Annotated in this window: 1 protein-coding gene (only partly in view); it reads right to left on the reverse strand. The window is 69.3% G+C overall.

The features are described from left to right. Window positions 1-25,331, reverse strand: the 3' portion of a protein-coding gene (locus J2X42_RS04180; RefSeq protein ID WP_310162510.1) for a carbohydrate-binding protein. It continues 3,574 nt past the right edge of the window; the window shows 25,331 of its 28,905 coding nt (coding positions 3,575-28,905); the start codon falls outside the window, past its right edge — the gene reads right to left on this strand; its stop codon occupies window positions 1-3.

A 25,331-nucleotide genomic window follows, 5' to 3' on the forward strand; every position in this document is an offset into this window, starting at 1 on the left:
TCAGGCACCTGTCTGCTTCCGGGCCCGGGACGTCTGCTGTGGGGATTCCGTGGTGGCAGCCCCCGGCGCTGCCACCACGGACGGCTGTGCCCCGCCGTCGGTGATGGTCACCAGACCATAGCCGTCGGCAAGGTTGAAGTCCGGGCCCGGCAACAGCTGGACCATGAACTGCTCGTTCGGTTCAGAGATCGTGTCGCCGTAGATGGTCAGCGTGATGGTGGCCGTGGTGCTGTTGGCCGCGAAAGTCACTGTGCCGGAAGTGACCGCCAGGTAGTCCGTTCCCGCCGTCGCGCCGGCCGCGCCGGCGGGACCGGCCACCGTCCTCCAGCTGAGAGTGAGCGGGGTGCCCTGCGGCTGGTCGAGGCTCAGGGTGAGCGTCACCGTCCGGCTGCCGCTGGTGCCCTCGGCCACGGTGGCGTCGCCGATCCGCACCTCGCGCTGGATGACGGCGGGCGGGGTGAACTGATCGTCGTCCGTGCGGAACCGGAAGCGGTCGAAGGAGGCGGTTGCGTCCCTTCCGAGGACGCCGGTGCGGCCGTCCGCCACAGAGGAATTGAAGACCCGGCTGGTGATGACCTGGCCGTTCAGCGTCAGCGTGACCACGGTGGCCTTGAGGACCAGGTTGAGCGTTTGCTCGCTGCCGGCGGCGATGGTCCGGGCGATCGTTTGGTCCACCACCCAGCCGCTGCGCGGGCTGACGTGGCCAACCAGGATCCGCTGGCCGGGAACATCCAGGACCACGAACTTGTAGTCGTTGGCGGCGTAGTAGTCGAAGACGATGCCGGTGACGCCGAGGGCCCGGAACGTGGCCTCCACCTCCACGTAGGAGAGGCTGTCGATGCCAGCGCTGCCAAACTGGGCGGCGGCGAGGGCCACCGTTCCGGCGGTGGCGGTGCCCACGTACCGTCCGGTGCCGGTGTTCCAGGATCCGGCCACCGGCGTGAATGCCTCGGCTACGCCGTCGTCGAAGTATTCGGTGCGGTCCAGCGAGATTTCCGGCGAGATGACAATCAACGAGATGTTGTCGAACCAGCCGCGGGCCTGCTGCGAACCGAAGCCCACCAGGCCCTTGTTCAGGGCCACGGCGTCGCCGTCCACGTAGCGCACCGGGAACTGGTGGCTGAACGCGTTCTTGCCGTCCAGGGTCACCGTGACCACCAGTCCGTTCACCACCACGTTCAGGTTGTAGTACTTGCCTGAGCTCACCGACCCGGGCACCACGCCCTGGGCGTCGTACCACCAGCCGGAGGAGGTGCGGTGGCCGATCACCATCTTGTTGATGGACTGGTCCACCCCTGCGAACTTGAAGTCCTCCGGGCCGAAGTAGTCGAAGACGATGAACGCGTTGGCCTTCCAGCCGCCGGTCGCCTTGTCCATGGAGATCTTCGCTGCGAGCTCGTAGTACACGGACTTGTACGCGTCCGAGTACCAGACCGCGACGGCGTCTCCGGAGGCGGATGCCGCCGTCACCTTGAGCAGGCCGTTCTGGACGGTGAACGCGCCGGAGTCGGTGGCAAAGCCCTGGAGGGTGCCGTCGTTGAAGTCCGCCCCGCGCAGGGTGTCACGCCGACCGCCGGGGATGTTGCCGGCCTGGGGATCTGTGGGGCCGCCGGTCTGGGTCTGCCACTGCCCGTGGTCGTGCTGGGTGATGAGGCCCAGCTCGCCGTCGGGTTCGCCGTTGCGGACCGCATCGTTGCCCGTATCGGCGGCGCGGGTGGGGTCAGCACCCTGGCTGCGGGACAGCGCGTACAGGAACATGGGCAGCTGCGGTTCCACCTGGCGGCTGACCGTGGCGATGCCGAACGGGGAGAACGGGACGAGGTAGCTGTTGAATTCGCCCACCCAGTCGATCAGCCGGTCGCCGCCGGTGTTGCCGATCAGGATGTCCAGGCCGGCGCCGCCGTAGACGCGGTCCTGGTAGCTGGAGTTCACGCCGTCGGGGACGTCGTTGAGGCCGTTGTTGCTGGTCAGCAGGTCGTCGGCGTTGGAGAGGTCGTTGCCCCAGCCGGCCCAGATGGTGTCCTTGCCGGTGCCGCCCACTGACCAGTCGTTGCCGAGGTCACCGAAGATCACGTCGTCGCCGTCGGAGGGCTGGTTGGCGATGGTTCCGGTGCAGTTGCCCTGGTTGTCGACGGCGATGCATGCCGTCACCCAGTTGCCGGAGGCGGCGTCGTTGTTCAGGAAGAACTGGCGGGTCCATGGAGGGACGGCGCCCTTCCAGACGCTGCCGTCCGCGTTGAACAGGATTACCCGGCGCGGATCGTATTCGTCGTAGAGGAGGAACTCGCCCAGGCGGCCCATGTTGTGGTTGTTGCTGTGCCAGGCGTTTGTGTCGGCGCCGAAGTGCAGTACGTCGCCCGGGTTGTAGGGGTGCCGGAAGTCGATGAGTTCCAGGCCCACCGGGTTGCCGTTGGCGTCGAAGTGCTGGGCGTAGGACGTGCCGAGGGCTTCCGCTCCGGAGATGGCGTCGTCGCCGGCGCCGCCGTGGATGAAGTCGCCGCCCCAGCCGCCGAAGATGATGTCATCCGAGTTGTTCGCGTCGAACAGCGGCTGGTCCGCCACGTGGTGCTGGCTGGCGTTGACGTTGTCGCCCAGGTTGTACGGGGTGAGGTCCACGGCCTTGGCCAGCTGGCCGGCCACGTTGATGGTGGCCGTCTGCACCTGGCCCGGGGTGTAGATGAACTCGTTGAGCACGTCCCCTTCGCTGGTGCGGGTGTCCGGGTCCACGGTGCGGAACTTGTAGACGCCGGAGAGCGGTTCGCTCAGCTGCGTGCACACTGCGCTGGAGGCGGTGGAGCACCCGGTGTTGCGGCTGGTGAAGATGCGGCCGTCGTCGCCCAGGATGCCGTCGGTGCCGGTGCCGCCGGAGATCCAGTCGTTGCCCCAGCCGCCGATCAGGTCGTCGTCCTGCGCGTCGCCGTAGAGGGCGTCGTGGTCGGCTCCTGTGTACACGGTGTCGTCGCCGGATTCGCCGTGAACCTCGTCGCGGCCGCCGATCTGGGTGTACTTCCAGGTGCCGGTGGCGGTGTCCAGGATCAGCGAGCAGGTGGGCTGCGTGGGCGAGCCGTTGCAGTCCGAGCCGGCGCCCTGGCCGAAGTTGGCGGGCACGAAGTCCGGTCCGCCGGGCGTGTAGTCGAGCAGGTGGACGCCGCGGACCACGATCTTCTGGGTTCCGTAGTTGTCGTAGTTGAAGGTGACGTAGTTTGCGGCGCCAGCGGCGCCTGCCGGGTTGATGTCCGTGTTGTTGACGCCCACAATCCGGATGATCCGGCCGTTGTCCGCCACGATGGTGTCCGCGTCGCGAGCGTGCATGTTGGCCGGGAGGGTGTTGTCCGCCAGGATGCCGCCGGCCAGGCCGGGGGTTCCGGCGATGCCGCTCACCTGGTTGTTGATGGCGGTCTGCGTGCCGGCGCCGCCGAACAGGAGGTCCGCGCCGCGGTCGTCGCCGGGCAGGTAGGCCAGGGACGGGAACGGCAGGCCGTCGGGCCGGAGCTCCGGGGTCGTGAGGGAGTAGAAGTCGCTGCTGCCGCCCACGATGTCGTCCTGGCCAAGTCCGCCGAAGACTACATCGTTGCCGGCGTTGCCCTCGAGGTAGTCCTCGCCGTCGGTGGCTGCCTCGAAGGAGGCGATGACGGTGAGCACCCCGGTGAAGTCGCAGACCACGTTGCCGAGGGTTCCGGTGCAGCCCAGCGGGGTCCGCGAGGCTCCCACGTGGTAGCTGGGGGTGGCGTCGTCCACCATGCGTGCGAAGGCCTGCTCAATGCCGCCGTCGCCCTGGATGACGTCGTTGCCGAGCTGGCCCAGGATCACGTCATGGCCCTGGCTGCCGGCCAGGTAGTCGTTGCCAAAGCTGCCTGCCCACTTGCTGCCCTGGTCCGAGGCGAAGTCGTGGAAGAGGTTGGTGACGTCGTACTCGGCCCACCAGGGCGCCCCGTCGGGATCGCGGTAGGCACGCGGTGTGCCGTCCGCCAGGAGGAGCCCGCTGTTGTCCTGGTTGACCGCCCCGCCGCAGGCGTTGGCCTGGTCCGAGCGGCTGTACAGGAGGGTGCCGCAGAGGGTCTGGAAGTGGTAGCTGAGGAAGTCGGTCCGCAGCAGGTAGGCGTTGTCGCCCAGGACGAGGTCGTCGGCTTCGTCGCCGTCGGCCATGTCGTGTCCGGCGCCGCCGATGACCAGGTCGCGGCCGAGGTTGCCGAAGATGATGTCGTCGGCGCCGCGCTGCAGGTTGCGGGACGCGACGGCCAGGACGGTGGCGAGCGCCGTCGTCTGGATCTTCTGCAGGCGGGCGTCGGGTTCGTTCGGGTCGGCGACGTTCTGGAGGACGGCGCCGTGGTCGCCGAAGATGATGTCGTCGTAGGCACTCTCCGGGGCGGAGCCGACGGTGCCGGCACCCTCGCCGAAGAGCAGGTCGCGGCCGGCTACCAGGAGGTCGTCGCGCACCGGCGACGGGTACGGCTGGATGGTGCTGCCGTTGTTCAGGAAGCCCGCACCGGTCACCGAGGGGCGGGGGCTTTGGTCGACGACGGCGATGTCCAGCGCCCGGGTGAAGACGTTTACGTTGACGCCCGAATCACCGTAGATGTGGTCCACTCCGCGCAGGCCCCGGATTTCGTCGTCGCCGGAGCCGCCGGCCAGGTGGTCGCCGGCCTGGCTGCCGATGACCAGGTCGTCGCCGAGTCCGCCGAAGGCAACGTAGCCGACCGTGGGCAGCTGGGCAGCGGCGAGGTGGGCGAACAGGCCGGAGGCGTCGATGACGTCGTTGCCGGCGTAGTCGTACCAGTTGGCCAGGCCCAGCATCCACTCGTCGTCCTCGTTCTGCGCATCGGGGATGTGGACGAAGGGGTCGAAGGGCTTGGGGCCGAACTCCATGCCGAGGACGTCGTAGGGGCGGCCGGAGTACCAGACGCCGTCCTGGCTGGTGTCGCCGTAGACCACCAGCGGCGAGCCCGGGCCGGCCGTGGCGTTCAGGTCGCAGGGCACGCCGTCGATCGGGTTCACGAGGTTGCAGACGGTGATGACGTCGCCGCCGATCAGCAGTCCGCCGTCGCGGGTGGCGTCGTGGCCGGTGACGGTGAACACCGGGGCGTCCCAGACGGCCACGCCGGCCGCATTGAGATGGACGGTGGGCTGCAGCGCGGCGTTCCAGAAGGTCATAGTGCTGGCGGTGAGGGCCTTGATGGTGAACGGGCCGGCCAGGCCGCTGACGCGGACCTGCATGCCCACCTTGAAGCCGTCGGCCAGGAACGAGCCGCCGTCAGTGCGGAGCAGGTAGTCGGTGTGCAGCTGCATGGTGCCGCTGGAGGTCAGCGCCACGGGCTTGGCCACGTGCACATCCGTGGGGAGCACGGCCGTCGGGCCGCCGTGGACGGGGCCGGAGAGGTACATGACCGAGCCTTCGCCGCAGTGCGGGAACGGGTCATCGAACGGGCAGGCCGCGTTTCCGAAGCCCAGGATCATCCGGGTGAAGGACTCCCCAGCCAGCTGGATGTGCTGCGGGCCGTGGCCGTAGGGGTCCAGGGCGAAGTAGCCGCTGCCGGGCAGGTAGGCCGTCAGGCCCCAGGGCAGGCCGTCGAGGCGGGTCAGGACCAGGCCAGTGCCCGCCGGGGCGCCAATACCGTTGCCAACACCCGGCGCGGAGCGTTCCATGTCGAACACGTTCTGCATAAACGAGTTGCCGCCGCCGTGGACGGTGGTGAGGCCGCCGTGGGGTCCGGGGACGAAGACGTTGTAGCTTCCGTTGAGGGCCGGCAGTGCATCCCCGCGGCGCAGGGTCAGGGTCAGGGCAGTGACTTCGGTGAGCCGCCAGGCTCCCGTGACGCCCTGGATCATGACCAGCTGGCCTGCCACGAAGCCGTCGGCGATCCAGCTGCCGCCCGCCCGGGTGAGCGTGCCGCCGTCGTTCTGGGCGTTGGGGACGGTGGTGACGGCGCCGGTGAAGGTGACCGGCACATCAGCGGCGATGACCGTCCGCAGCGCGGTAGAGGCTGCCGCGGCAGGTCCGGAGAGCTGCAGCAGGTACATCACCGTGTTGTCCGTGGTGTCCATGGGATCGTCGTCGCCGAAGCCCACCACCTTCCAGGTACCGGTGAGCCCGCTGATGGTGACCGGCTGGCCGATCAGGAAGCCCTGGGCCTTCCAGTCGAAGGGGGCGGGGCGGCTGAGCCGGTGCGTGGAACCGAACTGGCTTCCGGAGGCGGCCAGCACCACGGTGCCGGTGAGCTTGACGGCGTCGTCCGGCTGCAGGGTGCCCTGGATGTCCAGGCGGTCGTTGCCGTAGCCGAGCATCAGGTTGAAGATCTCGATGGTGGACTTGGCACCGTTAGTGACGAACTGGCCGTCCACGAACTGCACGGTGCCGTAGCTGATGCCGCCCGGGAACACCTGCGGTTCGCCGAAGGTCTGTCCCTCGGCTCCGCCGTATGCGGCGCCGAAGTCCAGGTCCTTGGCCATGTTGAAGCCCTTGAGGGAGGTGCTGTTCATGACGCCGCGGCCGTTGGCCTGGGAGGAGTCGTTGTAGATGTTCAGGATGTCGATCTGCTTGCTCTCCGGCGCCTGGGTGGCGATCGCGAAGAGCGGGCCGTCCTGCTCGCCGGGGAGCTTGAGGCCCAGCTGGAGCGAGCGGTCGGCGCCGGTGACGCCGCCTTCCACAGCGAGCGGGCCGCGGAGCCGGGACACCAGGTGCTGGCTGACCGGGAAGATCTTCACGCCCTGCCGCTGGAGCGGCTGCTCGTAGGCGATGTCCGCCTCGAGTTCGACGAACCGTTCCTGGTACCAATTGGCGGCGTTGAAGGTGGCGACGGCGGCGATCCGTACCACGGTGAACGCGCCGGCGCCGAAACCGGCCAGGGAGTCGCCGCTGAGCAGGACGTCGCGCAGTTCCAGTTTCTCGTCGTGCCCGGCGTTGTCGCCGCGGATGACGGCGATCTTGGCCCGGATGCAAGTGCCGGCCTGGCAGATCTCCACCCACTGGCCTTCGCTGAAGCCGTCGGCGAGCCAGCTGCCGCCCGTGGGGCCGGCGATGGGCCGGACCAGGCGCCAGGCGCCGTCCACGAACTCCGTGGTGGCGGTGCCGTCCCACACGCCCGAACGTGTCAGCCGGTTGATGCTGATGCCCGCGCCGCCGGCGCAGGCCGGGGCGGAGGACAGGACCATGCTCTTGCCGTCCAGTGCGACGGACAGGATGGTGAAGATGGTGGCGCCGCAGCCTGAGATGGTGATCCGCTGCCCGGCAGCGAAGCCTTCGTCGCTGAAGCTGCCAAGGTCGCTGCCGTTGGCCCGGCTGATGGTGGACCCTGCGATGGTGAGGGCTCCAAGGAAGGCCCGGGCCGGGATGTCCCCGCCGATCACCTGGTAGTCGGCCGGGGTCACTGCCACGCCGCCCACGGACACCACGTCCACCAGGCCGTCCGGGATCAGCGCGATCCGCACGTCCCCGTTGGGGGCCTTGGTGAGCCTGATCGTGTAGCCGTCGGTCCCGCCGGGGATGGTGCAGGCGGTATTGCCGCACTGGATCACCACGGTGTCCGTGCCGGTGGGGATGCTGACCACATTGGGGGTCTCGTCGTCGTACACCAGCACGTCGGTGCGCTGCAGCCCGCTGCGCAGGTTGGGGAACGGGTACGCGGCGGCTGCCGCGGCGGCGGTGAGCAGGGTGTCGAGTTCGTAGTTGATGACCGCCGTCAGGGGGTCGCCGGGGTCGCTGTTGGGGCGGGCGTTGACCACGATCCGCAGCGGGACGTTCCAGTTGCCGGCGGTGAAGCTGACCGAGTAGTAGGTGCCGCCGTTGCCGTCGGAGAAAGCGAGCCAGCGGCCGGCCGGGACCAGGCTGAAGTCGAGCTGGATGAGGCGCTGGCTGTCCGCGTCCATCCAGATTTTCACCCAGATGGTGTGACCGGCGGCGGGTGCCTTGGCGAGGGTGAGCAGGAGATCGTCGGTGCGCTGCGTGAGCGCGCTGCCTTCGATGACCAGGGTGCGGCCGTCCAGGGCGGTGCCGCCGGGTTCCACCTCGGCGACGTACACGCCGGGGGTGTCGTTGTCATAGACCAGGGCGTTGACCTGGCGGACGGCGGCCCGGTGGAAACGCGCGTCCTGGCTGATCACGCTGTGCTGGAGGACCACGGTGCGGTCGCCCTCGGCGCGGGGATCGTCCACCGCCCACAGGTAGACGCGCTGCGGCACGTTCCAGGTGCCGTTCGTGAAGGTCAGGGTGACGGCGCGGCCGTTCTCGTCCACCACGGTGCCGTTGACCACGTAGTGGCGCTGGAACTCGGCGAACTCGTCGCATTGCGTGTCCGCGGTGCCGACGCACAGCCACACGGTGTCGCCCAGGCCGTTGGGCAGCGGGGACGGGTTGATGAGGCTGCCGTCCGCTTCCTGCGACGGCGGGAAGGCGGCGGAAACGGTGACGTAAACGTTCGACGTCGGTACCACCGCGAGCTCCACCGTGTAGTACGCGTAGCTCTTGATGGTGTCAGTACCGGCCGCGCCTTCGCGGACCCGGGTGCCGCCCGTGCCTTCGCGGATCACCACGATGCCGCGGTCCTGGGTGGCCAGGTTGTACGGGACGCCGTCGGCGGTGAGGCCGTCGTAGCCGGGGTCGGTGGGCGAGGTGACGATGTGGTCCACGGCGCCGCTGAGGCCCTCGAGTTCACGGGTGACGATGTCCGCCGTGACGTCGCCGGTCACGCTGATCATGTCCGAGCCCAGGCCGCCGATGATCCGGTACGCCACCCCGTAGGCGGTGGACTGGACGAAGAACTGGTCATCGCCTTCCAGGCCGTCCACTTCCATCACTTCGATGGTGGTGTATTTGACGTTCAGGCCGGCCCCGAAGATGCCCTTGTCCGTGATGGCGAAGTCGTCCGCGAACTCGGTGCCCAGGATGACCAGCTTGTCGAAGCCGGTGCCGCCGTCCACGTTGACGGGGGCGTTGACGTTGTACTGGACCTCGTCCTCGCCGCCGCCGGCCCGGATGTCCAGCGGCCGGGAGGTGGAGAAGCCCAGGCCGATCACGGGCACGGCCACGCCGTTGGCGTCCAGCGGGATGATGTCGTCTTCCCACATCGTGTTGTCGAGGTCGATGTTGGAGCCGGCCAGGTGGTTGAACGTGGTGTGGGCGTCGGCGTTGTTGCAGACGCCGTCGCCGTTGCGGTCGTAGCGGGTGTAGCTGCCGCTGATGACGCAGGATCCGAACGCCACCGTAGTGGGGAAGGTGCCGCCGGCCGGCACGAAGGTGACGTCGCTGAGGCCGCAGCCGGCGACGCTGTCCGCGTCTGTGTCGCAGACCGCGGCGATGGCGAAGGCGCGGACGATGAAGATGTCGTTGTTGTCGTCGCCGTTGAGCTGGATCTCGGCCTGGTTCGAGTACACGGTGAACTGGTCGTTGCCGGTGCCGCCGGTGGCCAGCAGCGGGGCGTGGGCGCCGGGGCTGAGCCAGCCGCGCGTGGTGGGCACCAGCGCCGGGAAGGTGTCCGCCGGAAGGAGGGCGCCGCCGTCGGGCGCGTTCTGCCCGTCCCGCTGGGTGCCGAAGATCTGGCCGATCTGGAAGACGTCGTTGCCGGCGCCGCCGTCCAGGGTGATGGTGGCGGAGGTGTCGTCCACATAGAAGGCGTCGTTGCCGCCCTCGCCGAACACCGTGATGCGGCCGTTGAGCGCGGTGTCGTAGTTGATCCGCTGGACCAGGGCGCTGGGCTCGTTGCCGGCGATCCGGTCGCGATAGGAGCCGATGCCGCCGTCCGCGGCGAGGCTGCCGGCCAGCAGGGCCACGAAGGCCGGGTGGTCGGCCGCCTCCGTGGGGCTGAGGCAGCCGCTGGGGACGCCGGCGCTGAGCGCGAACGGGCTCTCGTTGTCGATGCACTTCAGGGCCCGCAGCAGGAAGATGTCGTCCGTGGCCGCATTCGTGGTGGTGCCCGGCAGGTAGCCGTTGTAGGCGGCCGCGGTGTTGTTGTAGCCGTAGATGGCGAGCTCGTCCACGCCGGCATCCGGGGCGCCCGTGTCCAGGACGTTGATGACGTAGTTGCGGATGTTGCCGTGGCTGCCGTTGGTGTAGACGAAGTAGTGGTCGGACTCGCCCTGGCCGTCCAGGGTGAGGGTGTGCCCGGCGCCGGTGCCCGTCTGGATACCGGTGGGGCTGGTGACGACGTCCATGGACTGCAGGTACCAGACGGTGATGCGGTCCTCGCCGTCGGCGGTGTTCGAGGCGGCGGTGGCGTTGCCGTGGACGGTGGTCTTGGCGCCGAGGAAGATGTAGCCGGCGTCGCCGGGCTGTTCCTTGTTCAGTGCGGGGTTGGAGGTCTGTGCCAGGTCCAGGCCGGAGGGGTCGCCGAGCTGGATGAGGTCGACGTCGGAGCCGCCCCACACATGCGTCTGGCGGTCCGCCACGGGGTTGGCGGCGCTGGGGGCGCAGCTGCCCATGGGGTCGCCGGTGGAGTCGCCGGCGGTGACGTTGCAGTCGGCGATGATGCGGCCGCGCAGGATCATGCTGCTGCCGTATTCGGGGTCCGGGACGGCCAGGGTGCCGCCGGTGTCCGCGTTGCCGAAGTCGCCGCGGATGTCGATGCCGAGGTTCGCGAGGACCTGGGTGTTCTGGTGGAAGGTGAGGTCGTCGCCGACGCGGAGCTCCACGCTGCCGGTCTCGGCGAAGACGGTGCCCACCGGGACGCTGCGGAGGTGGTCGGCGTCGTTGCCGGGGACGGTGGTGTTGTCCTCGGCGAAGTTGGCGCTGCCGTTGCGGATCAGGAACAGGTCCTCGTCCAGGTCGGCGCTTTCGCGGACGGTGATGCGGATGTTGCCGGTGACCGCGTGGGCCAGGAGCAGCCGCAGGTAGGCGTCGGTTTCCGTCAGGTAGATGCCGGTGCCGGCTTCCAGGGCGACGTCGTCCGCGGTGGCGGCGAGGCCGGCGTCGGAGGTCCCGTTGTTCAGCAGCCCGGCGTTGTTGGCGCAGTTCGCGTTGGTGCAGGCGAACGGCGAGCCGCGGAGCGAATCGATGTCCAGGTCCTTGGCAGCGGTGCCGATGGACCCGCCGTGGGCGTCGATGTCGATGGTCTGGCCCAGCACGTCCGCGGCGGCGTCGCCGGCGCCGTTGGCCGCGCCGTCGATGATGGACCCGGCCCGGCTGCGCAGGGACACGTTGCCGGTGCTGAGGTTGTTGTCCCCGGCGGTTTCCACGACGCCGATGCGCAGGTCACCGGTCACCTGGTCGAGGTGGATGCCCAGGGTCTTGTCGTCGTCGGCGGCGAGGTCGTGGGCGTTCAGGAGGCCCCTGGCCACGGCCGGGAAGCCGCCCACGGCGTCCACCTGGATTTCCAGGAAGTTGTCCGGGAGGCCGATGCCGCCGGTGCCGGAGACGCTGCCGGCCTCGCCCAGGCCGTTGTCGCCGGCGGTGAGGGTGATGTTGCGGCCGGTGACGTCCACGCCGTTCCGGACGCCGGAGATGTCGAGGTCGTAGGCGTCCACCAGGATGCCGTCGTCGTCGGTGTCGAGGACGCCGTTGTCCAGTTCGGCGTCGAGGATCCTGCCCGGTGAATCGAGCCGGACGTCGGCGGCGATGGGGGTGGCGCAGAGCGCCGCGGCGCCGGTGCAGAGGCCGGTGGAGTGGATGTGGCCCACCCGCAGGTCGCCCTTGCCGCTTTGTTCGATCACCCAGATGTTGCCGTTGGTGAGGACGTCGATCTTGCCGGAGCCGTCAATCACGCCGTGCGCTGCGCCGGTCTCGTCGTCGGTCCACTGGCCGTCGACGTCGGTGAAGGCCTTGACGGTGATGGCGGTGGCCGGGGACGGGTGGAAGATCCCGATGTTGTGGCCGGCCCGGAGGTCGCTGAAGGTGTAGTTCGCGTTGATGGTGTTGAGGTCGGTGCCGAAGGCCACGGCCACTACGGCGCCGCCCACAATCACGGGGGCGTCCGCGCCGCCGGTGCACGGCGCGCCGTCCGGACGGAAGTAGCAGTTGGTGGGGACGGACTCGATGGTGCTGCCCGAGCCGTACGGTGCCGGCTTGTTGTTGGGCGCGTAGATGTCCACGCTGATGTCGCCGATGGCGGGGCCGTTGATGCCTTCCGCGCTGTCCCGCAGGATCACGACGGCGTCGTGCCCGGCCTTGATGGGCCCGATCACGGGGTTGATCGCGGCCGTGTTGGCGGTGAGCGCATCGCGGCGGACAACCGTAAGGTCCAGGTAGAGGTCCTGGCCTGCCTCGGCGTCGAGGGCCACGGGCTTCAGGACTGCAGGGACGCCCACCTCGCCCGTGTGGAAGATCTGGAAGAGGACCAGGGTGAGCGGGTTCGGGACGGTGCCGAGGGAGCCGAGCTCCGAGTCCAGGGTGATGGTGTTGCTGTAGAACGTTTCGGAGCCGCCGTCGGTACCCCGCAGGATGGAGCCGCGCTGGTTCGTCAGGTGGGTGTTGCCGATGTTGTTGCGGATGTCGCCGTCGATGGTGAGGTTGAAGCCGGTGGCCGCCGTAGCCCGGAGGCTCTCCACCAACACGTCGGTGGAGGGGAAGATGTGGTGCACGTGCCAGAACCATTGCGTTGCCGGGGGCGCATGGGGGCCGTTGTCCACGGAGACGCTGATGACGGCCTCCGGCGTGGTGGACAGGTGCGAGTTGAGGGTGTTGATGGACACGCTCTGCGGGTCCGTGGTGCCCTTGAGGACGATCGCCTTGTCCGAGCTGTTGCGGATCAGCACGGAGTTCCAGGTTTCCTGCAGGTAGAAGATGCCCAGGCCGCCGTGGATGAGGCCGTTGCAGTCATCGTCGCAGCCGCTTCCGGCGGCGTTGGCCTCAAAGAGGGCGGCGGGCAGTTCGTCGTAGATGATGGGGTCGACCCAGATGGTGCCGCCGGCGATGGTGTCGCCGATGTTCAGGGCGGGGCCGAACTCGCTGGCGCGGACGGTCACGTTGTAGGTCTTGGCGACGATCTTGCCGCTGGCGTCGATGATCAGCACCGGGTTGGGCTCGCCCAGCAGGTACACGGTGGACTCCCAGAGGATGTCCCGCTTGGGCTTGTACTGGATGTCCGAGTCGGAAGATCCGACGTCGAAGAAGCCGCCGGAGCGGTGCGCCCGGACGTACAGCCGGTCAAAGGACGTCAGCGCCGAGACCACCAGCTCAGCCGTGCGGATGACGGATTCGTCCACGCCGTTGACCTGGGAATCCCCGGTGAACTTCACCTCGGCGTACGCGTCCGTGTCGCCGCCGCCGCAGCCGCAGTTGGCGCTGGCGTCGGCCGTGAGGTTGAGGTTTGCGTGCTGAGCCCGGATGGTCACGGCATCGCCCTCCACGTAGGAGGCGGCGGAGAGGGTCACGGTGACGTTGTCGTTGACGCTCACGTAGGCGCTGGCGTCGGAGTCGGCGCCCAGGGCGTAGGCATCGGCGGTGGAGGTGGCCAGCGCCCGCACGGTCTCGTTGACGGTGACGATCGAACCGTCGGAAAGGTCGATGTTCCAGCGGACACCGGACCCGGCGCCCACCTGCACGGCCGCACCGCGGAGGCTGGCTGTTCCCAGCAGCACCGTGTCAACGGTGGCGGCGTGTTCGCGCCCGATGCCCACGCCCTGGCTGCTGTCGTCGTTGGCGTCGGAGTTGGTGCCAAGGCCGCCGGATCCGGAGGAGGCGATCGCCACTCCGTTGTAGCCGGCGGAGGCTGCGATGAGGACCGAGCGGTTAGCCACGATGTCGCCGCCGATTTCGGTGCGGACCGCGTAGCCGATCTCGGCGTCCACGTCGGTGTCCGCGCCGGCGATGAGCCCGCCCGTCCGGTTCACTGCGTGGCCGTTGGCACTGGTCATCGCGAAGGAGGTCACCTGGGCGTCGGTGGAGGAGAACACCGAGGCGCCGTCCCGGACCTTGGTTGTGACGTTGTTGACGGCGTCGATGAAGGCGTTGGAGGCGCCGAAGCCCAGGAAGCCGCCGCCCTTGCCGATCGAGGAGGTGGCGGTGCGCAGGTACGAGCGCCCGTCGATGACCACTGCTCCGCCGCGGAGGGTGCCGCCCTGGACGTCCACCGTGAGGTCGATCTGCACGTTCGTCTCGGAGAACACGTCGCTGAAGCGGAACAGCCCGCCGCCGATTCCCGTGGACGTCGCTTCCACCACGCCGTTGACGCCCGTGGCGCTCGGCGAGCCGGGTCCGCCCACGCCCATCATCTGGTGCGGTGATCCGCTCATCGTGGTGCCCGGGGCCAGGTCGATGTAGAGCTGCTGGATGCCGGTGCCCGGCCCTGTGACGGCGATGCCCTGGTTCCGCAGGACGTGCGATCCCAGTTTGGTCGCCAGGCCGCCCACCGTGTTGCCGGCGGCGTCGCGCAGCTGGATCTTGTCGTCGTCGGCGTCGTCGATGAGGTGGACGTAGTACATGTTGCCTTCAACGAGGCCGACCGTTTCGTAGCCCACACGGCGCAGCGTGTGGTTGGCGATGATGGCCTTGAAGAAGTTGGCGTCCAGGGGGTTGGTGATCGTGGAGATCGAAATCGCCTGGATGTCCCCGGCGCCGCAGGGCTGCAGGTCCACGCCCGGGCCCGGGTCGACGTCCTTCGTGCCCAGCCCGGTGTGGCAGAGGGACGTGGCAAGCCGGATCATGTGCGATCCGCTGGCTCCGAGGGGGCAGAAGAACGGGCATCCGCCGTCGGGGTCCGCGGTGAGGACGTAGTATGTGGCGCCGTTGACCAGGCCGCCGATGGCCAGTGACGGGTCCGTCACGGTGTAGACCACGGCGTCGCCGTTGCTCCAGCCGTGGAACGGGGCGTAGATGGTGTTCCAGCCGCCGCTGCGGACGATCTTGCCGTCCCCGTCCACCTCAAGCTGGCCTGCACCGTCGGTGTTGATGTCGATCAGCGTGCTCTTGAAGTCCACCACGGCCGGCGCGTAGTACACCACGCCCTGGCCTTCCACGAGGCCGGAGTGGCTGCCGACGTTGATGGTGTTTCCGCCCGTAAGCGTGGAGCCGTCCGGGGTGAAGGAGCGGACAATGAAGCCGTCGGCGTCGAGCAGGCTCGTGGAGAGCCGGATCCGGTAGCTGTCCACCACGAAGATGTAGTACGAGGCGCCGCACACCAGTCCGCCGGCCGGCGTGGTGCCCAGGGCCGTGCCGCCTGCTCCGCAGTTATAGACCACGCGGTCGCCGGTGAGGAAGTTGTGGCCGTTGGCGAAGTACAGGCTTCCTGTGTCGAGCTGGATGAGCTGGCCGTCGTAGGGGATGTCGGGGTCGTTGGGGTTGGCGGCGTCGAACTGCTCGCCGAGGCGGAGCGTGCTGCCGTCCACCGAGATGACCCCGTAGGTGCGGCCGTCGCCCAGGCCGCCGATCGCGAACGGGTTGGGGATGGTGCCGTTGTCCACCAGCGGGTTCCCGGTGGCCGGGGCGCTGTAGGTGACGATCGAGCCGGTGTCGATGCCGTGGGCGGCGGAGAAGCAGATGGTGTCCGCGCCGTTGCAGTTGATGCCCGTGATGGTTCCGTCGGACACGCTGCCGGGGATGATGCCGTGCAGGGCCGTGATGGACAGGATGCCACCTGCCTGGACGAAGCCGCCCGTGACCGTGGCCAGGATGTCGGGGTTGTCGTGCGATTCTGCGGTGAACCCGGCCTGGATGTCGATGAGGCCGCCGGAGACCGCGCTGGCGAAGGAGTCCGCATCTGTCTTTGACTGGGCGAACAGCGTCACGTTGCCGGCTGCGGTGACCTTGCCGCCGCCGAACGTGGCCGCCACCACGGTTTCGGTGCGGGCTTCGGCGGTCGATGCGGAGACGGCCACGAGTCCCACGGCCAGGCTGTCGACGCTGGACTTGGTGGCGTCGTCGGCCACTGCCTTGACCTCCACCTCGGCGGCACCGGCGTCGCCCACTGTGCCGACGGCGGGGTCCACGTGGGTGGAGCCGACGTCGCCGTTCAGTTCGGCCTTGGTGACGGCCCGGTCAAGCGCGTACGGGTAGATGACGCCGATGCTGATGCCGCCGAATCCCTTGCCGCCGGCCACTGCGATGGCCCGGTTCACTGCGTGCGCGTACACGAGGAGCTTGGCGGTGAGGCCGGAGATCCTTGCCGTGCCGCCCACGATCGCGGACGTCACCGTGGCTGCGGCGATGGTGGCGTTCGCGGCGCCGCCGGTGACGGATCCGAGCCCTGTGGAGAGGACCTTGAGGGTGGATTTGGCTGTGTTGGTGGCGTCGGCTTCGACCGTCATGTTGGCGCCGGCGGTGACCGTGCCGTCCCACTGTGCCCGCGTGGGTGCCGAGATGTCCGCGGCCGGCGCGCCGACGGCCACGCCGAGCAGGATGCCGCCCGTCATGACGTTGGACTTGGCGGTGGACTGGTTGACGCTGGTGGCCGTGAAGCTGATATTGGCGCCGGCAGCCGCGATGGAGCCCGCACCGCTGGCCACGGTGCCGCCGGTGACGGACGCGTCTGCGAGGCCGATGGCGAGGGAAGCCAGCGCCACGGACCCGGTGAGGATGTCCGCGAAGGCGGTGTTGTGCGAGTCCGCAAGGACGGTGACGCTGCCGGCTCCGGTGACGGCGCCGTCGAGCGTTGCCCTTGTCTCGTTCCGCACGGCGCCGATGGCCACGAAGGCCTTCAGGTCCGCCAGGCCCGCGACCGAGGCGGAGTCGATGGTGCTCGTGGCCAGGTTTCCTTGGCCCTGCGTGCCCGCCTTGATCATGATGGCGCCCACGGAGCCGAGGCTTGAACCGGCTTCCGCGATGGCCAGGATGTAGGCGCCGGAGGTGATCCTGGAGCTCGCCCACGCTCCCGAGAGGCCCAGGAGGGAGCCGCTGTAAAGTTCCACCCTGGCGTCCGAGGTGTTCGCCGCCGTGGCGATGACGTCGATGGCCGAGGCCCCGCTGACGGTGCCGGTGGCCTTCGCGGAGGTGTGCCCGGAGAGTTCCGCGAACACCACGGTGATGCCGATGGTGGCGAGTCCGACGGCGACGCCCGGGGCCCGCAGGACCGCCGAGTTGGTGGCTGTGGCCCGGGATTCGACGGCGCCTGCCGTCGTGATGTTGCCGCCGACGATTGCCTCGAGGTGGCGGCTGGAGTTCACGCGTGCCACGGTGAGCCCGATCGCCACGGCGCCGAAGGTCACGTTGAGCACCCTCGATGTCACGGTGCGCGTCCCGGTGGCCGTGACGTGCACGCCGCCGGCGCCGATGGTCCCTACGGGCGAGGCGCTGGCGGTGGCGGTGCCGGCCAGGCTGACAAAGGCCACGACGCCGCCGATGGCGCCGATGCCGCCGGCAACGCTGACCGCGAGGGCGTTGGCGGTGATGGTGTCTGTAAGGGTGGAGTTGAAGCCGGACACGGGGCCATCGGCCGCGACGGCCACGGAGCCGGTGGTTGCCGTGTTGTCACCGGAAATGTTGATCACGGAAACGGAGATGCCGGCGCCGATCGCTCCGATGGCTGCCGCGATCGTGTACGTTTCGAGGTTGCGGTCGGCGGTGGAGGCCAGCGTGACGCCGGAACCGGCCTTGCGGATCTGGGCGCCGCCGTCGATGTGTGCGTTCTGGACGCCGGAATCGTTGACCACCACTACCTGGCCGGAGATGCCGACAAGTCCGCCACCGCCGGCGAAGCCGATGGCCACCGAGTCTTCGTCCATCGAGGCCGAGACCACGATTTCGTTGCCGGCGGACAGCCTGGCGGTGGCGAGGACCGCAGCTTCGGTCTTGCTCTTGATGTTAAGGACCAGGACGGAGATGCCGATGCCCACGGCACCCACTGCGGCGGCACCGGCGACGCCCAGGACCAGGAGCCGGTCGTTGGCCTTCACGTGGATGTGTCCGCCGGCCACGATGGTGGCGCCCACCCGCGCGGTGGTGCCGCCGGTTGCCGGGGCTGCGAGTGCCTGGGTGGTGGGGTTCTGCGCCGGAGCGGCCCCGGAGATGGTTCCGCTGACGCCGCCGAGGTGCCCGGCGAGGCGTTGGTTGGTCTTGGTCTCCGAGCTGGAGATCTCGCGCCAGTCGGTGGAAGCGACGGTGGGGTCGGATCCGCCGGACGCCACGTTGTGCCGTGCCGCGAAGGTGCGGCCGCCGAAGCTGACGCGCTCGCCTTCGTCGTAGGAGGTGGCGTTGCTCCACGGGGCCGGTGCCGCTGCGGAGGCGGTGCTGCCGGTGAGCGTGTTGTCCTTGTAGCCGCCGCTGCCGCCCTGGGCTGCCTCGCCGCCCTGGGTGGCCGAGCCGAGGGAACCGCCGCGCTTCCAGTAGCTGCCGTCGGCGGTGTAGCTCGAGGTGTCCGTGAACGGGTCGATGCCCTGGACGCCGTCTTCCGTTGCCGTGTAGTAGCGGCCGGCCAGGTGGACCTCGTCGCCCTTGTTGTAGACGGCGGAGGCGCTGTAGTCGCCGCGGCCCAGGGCGCTCTGCGCACCCAGCCACTGGACGGGGTTGGCTTCGGGGTTGTTGCCGGCGCCGGTCAGCGTGTTGTCCACCTTGGCGGAGTAGCGCTTGCCGTTGTAGCTGACCACATCGCCCTTGCGGTAGCTGGTGCCCGAGTCCCAGGCGCCGCGGTCGTCGCCGCCGTCGGCCGCGTGGTAGCCGCCCGTGGCGGTGGTGCCGATGGTCCAGACCGACACTGCGGCGGCCACGCCCACAAAACCGCCCGCGGCACTGACTGCGAAGGTGCTGACGTCCTTCTTGGAGACCGCGTAGACCTCCACGTTGCCGCCGGCCGTGACGGTCAGTCCGGCCCCGAGTTCGGCCACCACCGAGTTGTTCGCCACGCCGATGTCCACGCCGCCGGCAACGCCCACGAAGCCGCCGGCAATGCCACCGGCGATGGTGAGGGACTTGAAGCGGTCCGTGGCGGAGACGTTCACTCCGGCGCTGCTGTCCACCGTGCCGCCGTCCTTGATGAAGGCCTTCACCAGCACGGTCAGCAGGGTCACCTGGACGCCGCCTGCAACACCCACGAAGCCGCCGCCGATCGCCGGGGCGAGGCCGAAGATGTCCTCGGAGGAGTCGGCGCGGACGATGACTCCGGAGAAGCCCTGGCGGCCGAAACCGCTGCCGCTGACGGTGCCGTCTGAGACTCCGCCGATCGCAGCCCCGGTGGCGAGGGCGGTGACGGCGCCGTTTCCGCCGAGGTACGCCTGGACTTTCTTATTCATGACGGCGACGCCCACTGCCGCGCCCACGCCCACCAGGCCGCCGGCCATGGCGATGGTCAGGAGAACGGCCTTGGTATCGTCCTGCGCGGAGACCACCACGTTGTTGCCGGCCCGGAGCGTGGCGCCGTTGCCGGTGCATTCGAAGGCGTCAGTTCCGCCCGGGGTGCCGGTGCAGGCAAAGGTGTTGACGTTCAGCACGGTGACGCCCACGGTACCAGCGACGCCCACCGTGCCGCCGCCCGCGCCGGCGGCCACCGAAACCACGGTGCCCTTGCCTTGGGCGGTGACCTCGATGTTGTTCAGCGCGCGGACCGTGGTGCCGGTGCCGATGTACGCGTAGGTATCGATGGTGGCCACCCGCACCGCCACCGGCACGGCGACGCCTGCGGTCCCCCCAATGGCGAGCGCAGCCGCAATGCCCAGCGAGTAGTACTGGTTCGCGGCGGCCACCCGTACGGACTGCCCGCCGTTGGAGCCGGTCACGGTGGTGGCGCAGGTGGCGCCGCAGTTGATCCTGGCGTTTGCACCGATGTGGGCGGAGGTGTGGACAGTGTTGACGGTGACGGAGCCTGTCACGGCCACGCCGGCCGTCCCGCCGATCGCGAAGCCGATGCCGAAGGCGCCGATGTTGTCCGAGTTGTTGGCCGTGACGGCGACGCCCCGAAAGCCTGCGTCCGTGCCGGCCAGGATGGCGCGCGGGCCGAAGGAACTCGGATCGCCCGACGGCGCGGTGCCCGACTTGGCGAGGCTGTGTGCCCGGCCGAGCTGCAGGGCGGTCATCCCGACGATGCTGATGTCGATGACCGCGGAACCGGCCTCGGTGCTCTTCTTGTTGCGGAGCTTGAAGGTGTTGCCGGCGACGTCCGAGATGAAGTACGTGCCGCCGTCGACCAGTCCGCCGATGGCCGCGCCGCCGCCGGAGCTGTAGACCACAGCGTCGTCGTTGGCCACGCCGCCCAGGTCGAAGGTGATCTGGTCCGTGCCGGAGTTGACGGTGCTGACCGGGTTGAAGCGGGGGGTGGAGTCGGCGGTGACGTTGGCTTCGTCGGCCTTGTAGAAGCGCTGGTTCCCGCTGCTGCCCTGTCCCGTGATGTTCACCGCGGCGCCGCCCTTGCTCAGGGAAACCTGGAAGGTGTTGGCGGTGGCTCCGACGATGAAGTAGGCCTGCTGGCGGTGCGTGAGTCCGGCGGCGCCGCAGGCGGGAAGGGTGGCGCAGCCGGCGTCGTAGAACACCACGTCGCCGTCCTGGAAGCCGTGGTTGGCCAGGGTGATGGTGTCCGTGCCGGTGTTGATGTCCGCGGGCGTGAAGCGCATGTCCTTAGTGGTCACGGTGTAAGTGCCCGAGCTGGCGGCCAGCGGCGTGCCGCCCTTGGCTGCCACGGAGGCCCAGTTGCCGATCCATGCGTGCGTTTCCTTGGTGGTCACGGGGACCGCGACGGAGGCGCCCACTGCGGCGGTGCCGCCGCCGGAGATGTTGCCGCCGATCACGTTGAGGTCCAGGGTTTCGGTGGCGGCGATGCGGACGCTGCCGTCCACGGCCACGCTGGCAGCATCCAGGGCGCTGGTTCCGTCGGCGATGAACGCCTTGGTGGTGATGTTGACGGCGGCCACGGCTGCGTTGATGTTCACCGCGGCGGTGCCGGCGAATCCGCCGCCGAGCGAGATGGAGGTGATGTCCTCGCTGGAGACCGCGTCCACGGCCAGGTTTCCGGTGCCCGCCACGGCCGCGGTCTTCGCGAGCCAGGCCTGGGTGTCCTTGGTGATGACCTCCACGTCCACGCCGGCGCCGATGCCTGCCGTGCCGCCGATGGTGAGCTGCCCTGCCAGGGCGAGGATCGTCGTCGTGTCCTGGGCAAGGACCGCGATGTGGGTGGTGGGGGCGCTGGTGGCGCCGTCGAGGTGGGCCTTGGTGGTGTTGCTCAGGACGTTGACCACCACCGCACCGGCCACGCCTGCCGAGTTGCCTCCGGCGCCGGCCACGGCGACCAGGGTGAAGTTGCCGTCCTGGACGGCGGAGACCAGGAGGCCTGTGCCGCCGGACCGGACGTCGGCGGCGGTGAGCACGCGGGCTTCGACGTTCGAGCCGCGGACGATCACCACGGCCGATGCGCCGACGCCGGCCGAGCCGCCGCCGATCGAGAGGTTGCCGGAGGAGAAGGCCCCGCTGGTGCTCCGGGACGCCTTGACCTGGACGGCGCCGAGGGCGTGGACGTCGCTGTTGCCGACGCTGGCCTGGACCATGGGGCTGCTGCCGCCCTGGTTGAAGACGAACACCAGCACGGAGCCGGAGACGCCCGCGGAGTTCGCGGAGACCGCGCCGGCCACGGCCAGGACGAACCAGTCCTCGGTGGCCTTGGCCTCCACCGTGACACTGCCGCCGGCACGGAGTTCGGCGGAGTCGCCGATCCAGGCGCGGACGTTGGAATTGACGATGATGACCACCACGGTGAGGCCCACGCCTGCGGAGTCCTGGCTCAGTGCGAGCGCGCCGCCGACGTCCACGATCCTGATGTGGTCCGCGGCCCGCACGGTGATGGACTGTCCCGCACCGCCGATGGTGCCTTCCTGGTTGACGAGTGCGCCGTTTGCGATCCACGCCTGGGTGTCCAGGCTGATGATCTCCACCACGAAGCCGCCGGTGACGGCCGCGCCGCCGGAGCTGGCGCCGCCGGCGATGGCCACGCTGTTGAGCTTCAGCCAGTCCACCTTGCCCTTGAGCGGCTCCGGCAGGTCCGGGATGAGCGGGTTGAGGCTGGTGCGTGCGGTCACCGAGGTGGCACCGGCGGCGTCCACCTTGGTGCGCGTCACGGCGGTGGAGTCGATCCAGGCCTTGGTCTGCAGTTCGATCCAGTTCACGGAGAAGGAGGCCCCGACGGCGGTGCCGCTGCTGGTGGACAGTGCGCCGGCGATCGCGAGGTTCTGGAAGCGGATGGGCAGGTAGGCGCCGATGGTGATGCCGCCGGCGGGTGCGTCGAGTTGGGCTCCGGCACCGACCCAGGCCTTGGAGGTGAGGAGCAGGATCTGGACGGCGGCGCTTCCGGCCACCGAGGTGCTCTTGCCGCCGGCTGCCGCGAAGGACCAGACGATGAAGTCGTTGTAGCTGGGCGTGCCGGCGTTGAAGGGGTCGTCGTCCGCGTCCGGCACGGGGACGGTGGCTTCCACGGTGATGCCCGCCTGGCCGGTCACGTGGGCGCCGGCGCCGATGGATGCCTCGTTGGTGACGTCCTGGACGTTCAGGCCGATGGTTGCGCCCACCCGGGTTCCGTCGGTGTCGAGGTCGATCGCCGAGCCCATTCCGAAGGCGTTGGCCCGCAGCAGGAACGTGGTCCGGACGGTGACGGCGCCAGAGGCGGCGGTGACGGTGCGGTTGGCGGCAATCCGGGCCGCGGAGGTGGCAACCACCCAGTTGACGGCGATGGCGGCCGCGACTCCGGTGCTGCTGCCGGAGGATCCCGACTGGCCGCTCTGCTGTCCGTTGGCGCCGTTGGCACCGTTGCTGCCGTTCGTGCCGCCGCTGGAGCTTGGCATGCCGGACGTGGACGATTTGGTGCCCTGTGTGTTGGGGTTGTCGCCGTTGGCCTGGCCGTTGGCCTTGGAGTCGCCGCTGGCCCCACTGTCCTCGGATCCCGAGGCGCTGGCCACGGACTTCGACTCGCTGCGGATGACGGAGACTGCGAGCACATCCACGCTGGTGCCTGTGGCGTCCCTGGCGATTTCGGCGAGCGTGTCCCAGTCCACCACGGCGTTGACGGCGATATCGATCCCGACGGCGGTGTCCTTGCCGGCCGCTTCGGCGTTGCCTTCGGTGTAGATCACGTTCACGTGGGTGGCGGTGACCTTGACGGCGCCCGTGGCGGTGAGTGCGGTGCCCGAGGTGCCGAGCCGCGCCGTGACGTCGTCGTTGACGCTGACCAGCAGTGCCACCACGGGGGTGACTGCGGTGCCGCCGGTGGTGCCGCCCTCGGCTTTGGTGACCACCTCGCGGAAGCCCAGCGCATCCACGGTGACCGATGTGCCGCCAGTCAGCGCCGAGCTGTTGGCGGCCTCCGCGCGGACCACATTGTTGTGAATGACCTGCAGGGCCACGGAGGCGCCCACACCGGTGGCGCTGCCCACCTCGGCCTTGCCGCTGGCCTTGGCGAGGTCGTATTCGTTGGCCAGGGCGGAGATCACGACGGCGGCGCTGCTGAGCGTTGCCGAGGCGCCGGCCTGCAGGACTGCTTCCGTCGTGGAGCTGAGGATGTTCAGGGCCAGGGCCCCGGCGATTCCGACGCTTGAGGCCTCGCTGGCGCCGGCTCGGGCGGTGGCGGACACCTCGTGCTCCCAAAGCCGGAAGACCTGGTCCACGGACGGGCTGGCCGGGAAGTGGTCGCCGTCGGTCAGGGTCACGGACTGGGCCACCCATTGCTGGGAGCCGTTGCGCTTGTAGAAGCCGGGGGCGTTGCTGCCGTCCTGGGCGGTGAGCTGGAACCAGTCGTTCTCCTCGATGTCATTCTTGGGGAGTTCCGACTTCTGCCCGTAGGTGTCGGCGGTGATGAAGTCCCAGGTGGTGCCGTTGTACTTGTACACGCTGTTGCGCGGGTGGCCGTCGTGGGCGGTGGTGAGCAGGAAGTAGTCGCCGCTGGCCGGTGATCCCGGGAGCGCTGCGCCGCTGGCAATGGTGACGTCCTGGTCCATGGTCCAGTCGCTGCCGCCGAACTTGTAGATGCCGTCGTTGCCGCCGGTGCCGTCGTTGGTCCTGACGTAGGCGAGGTCGTCCTTGGACGGGCCGGGCAGTTCCGCGCCGCTTTCGATGGTCTTCCATTCCGTGCCGGTCCAGCGCCGCACCACGTCGTTGCTGTCGCCGCCGGTCAGGGCCGCGGTGAGGACCAGGCCGGTGCCGGTGATGGTGGCGGTGCCCGTGAGGGCCCGGTTGAGGATGTCCACCTTGTTTACGGCCACGCCGGCGCCGATGCCCACGCTGGCGTCCGCGGCGCTGTCACCCTTGGCGTTGGCCAGGACGTCGGTGTTGGCGAGGCTCTTGAGGGTGACGATGCCGCCGGAGCTGATGACCACTCCGTTGGCGAACCAGGCCCGGGAGCTGGTGTCCACCACGTTGATGGCGATGGCGCCGGCGATCGAGACGGAGCTGCCGCCGTCCTCGTTGCTGGCCGCCTTGGGGGTGGAGCCGGTGCTGGAGGTTTTGCCGGTTTCGGCGGACTGGGTGCCCTTGGCCTGGCCAAGGTTGTCGTCGGCCTTCTGGTTGACGTCCTTGCCGCCTCCGCCGCTGCCCTCGCTGGGCGAGGCCCCCTTCGCGGAGGCTTCCGCGGTGGTGGTGGTGTCGGAGGTTCCGGTGGCCTTGAAGCTGACCGCTCCCCCGGCGGTGATGCCGCGTGCGCTGCCGGAGTCGACGTCGTGGTCGATGATGGCCAGTGCGAGGGAAACGCCGATGCCGGCGGTGCTGCCTACCTTGGTGTCGCCCTTGGCGGTGGTGGCGGCCGTGACGGTCTGGGTGGCCTGGGCGTCCACGGCGCCGCTGGCGGTGAGGGCCGTGGCGCTGGCGCCGAGGGAGGCGCTGCTGAGAATGTTGGCGATGGTGATCGCGATTGCCGGGGTGATGCTGACGGTGCCGCCCGCTGATCCGCTTTCGGCTGTAGTGGCCAGGGTGTGCGCGGTGGTTGCTGCGATGGTGACTGTTCCGGCTCCCGTCAGTGGGGGTCCGCGCGTCGGGTCCCCTACCTGGTCGATTCCCGAGTACACCGTGTCGTTGACGAGGTTCAGGGCGAAGGCTGCGCCGATCCCCACCGTGCCGCTGCCGGACTGGCTGGCCTTCGCCTTGGCGTTGGAGGTGGAGTTCGAGTTGGCCGTCATGCCCACGGCGCCTGCACCGAGGATCGCAACGCCCGGGGCGGCCGGAGCCTGCGGGGCCGGGGTGGGGTCGCCGTGGATGGTGGCCAGCGTGGTCTGGTCAACGATGTTCAGGGCGAAGGCGCCGGCCACTCCAAGGTTGCCGCTGCTGCCGGAGGCGCCCGCCTTGGCGTCTGCTTCGAACGCGTGGACGGTGTCGGTGCCGCCGCCCAGGGGCCGCATGTTGGCGGTGAGGCCCAGCCCGGCGGCGGTGACCGAGGTCCCGACGCCGATGCTTGCCTCGTTCCGCAGGATCACCTTGTTGATGGCCAGGCCTGCGCCGATGGTCACCGAGCTGCCGTTGCTGGCCGAACCGTCGGCCACGGCCTTGGCGTCCGTGTTGTTGAGCGTCTTGAACTGCA

The organism is Arthrobacter sp. BE255 (genome assembly GCF_031457335.1).
Taxonomy (GTDB): Bacteria; Actinomycetota; Actinomycetes; order Actinomycetales; family Micrococcaceae; genus Arthrobacter.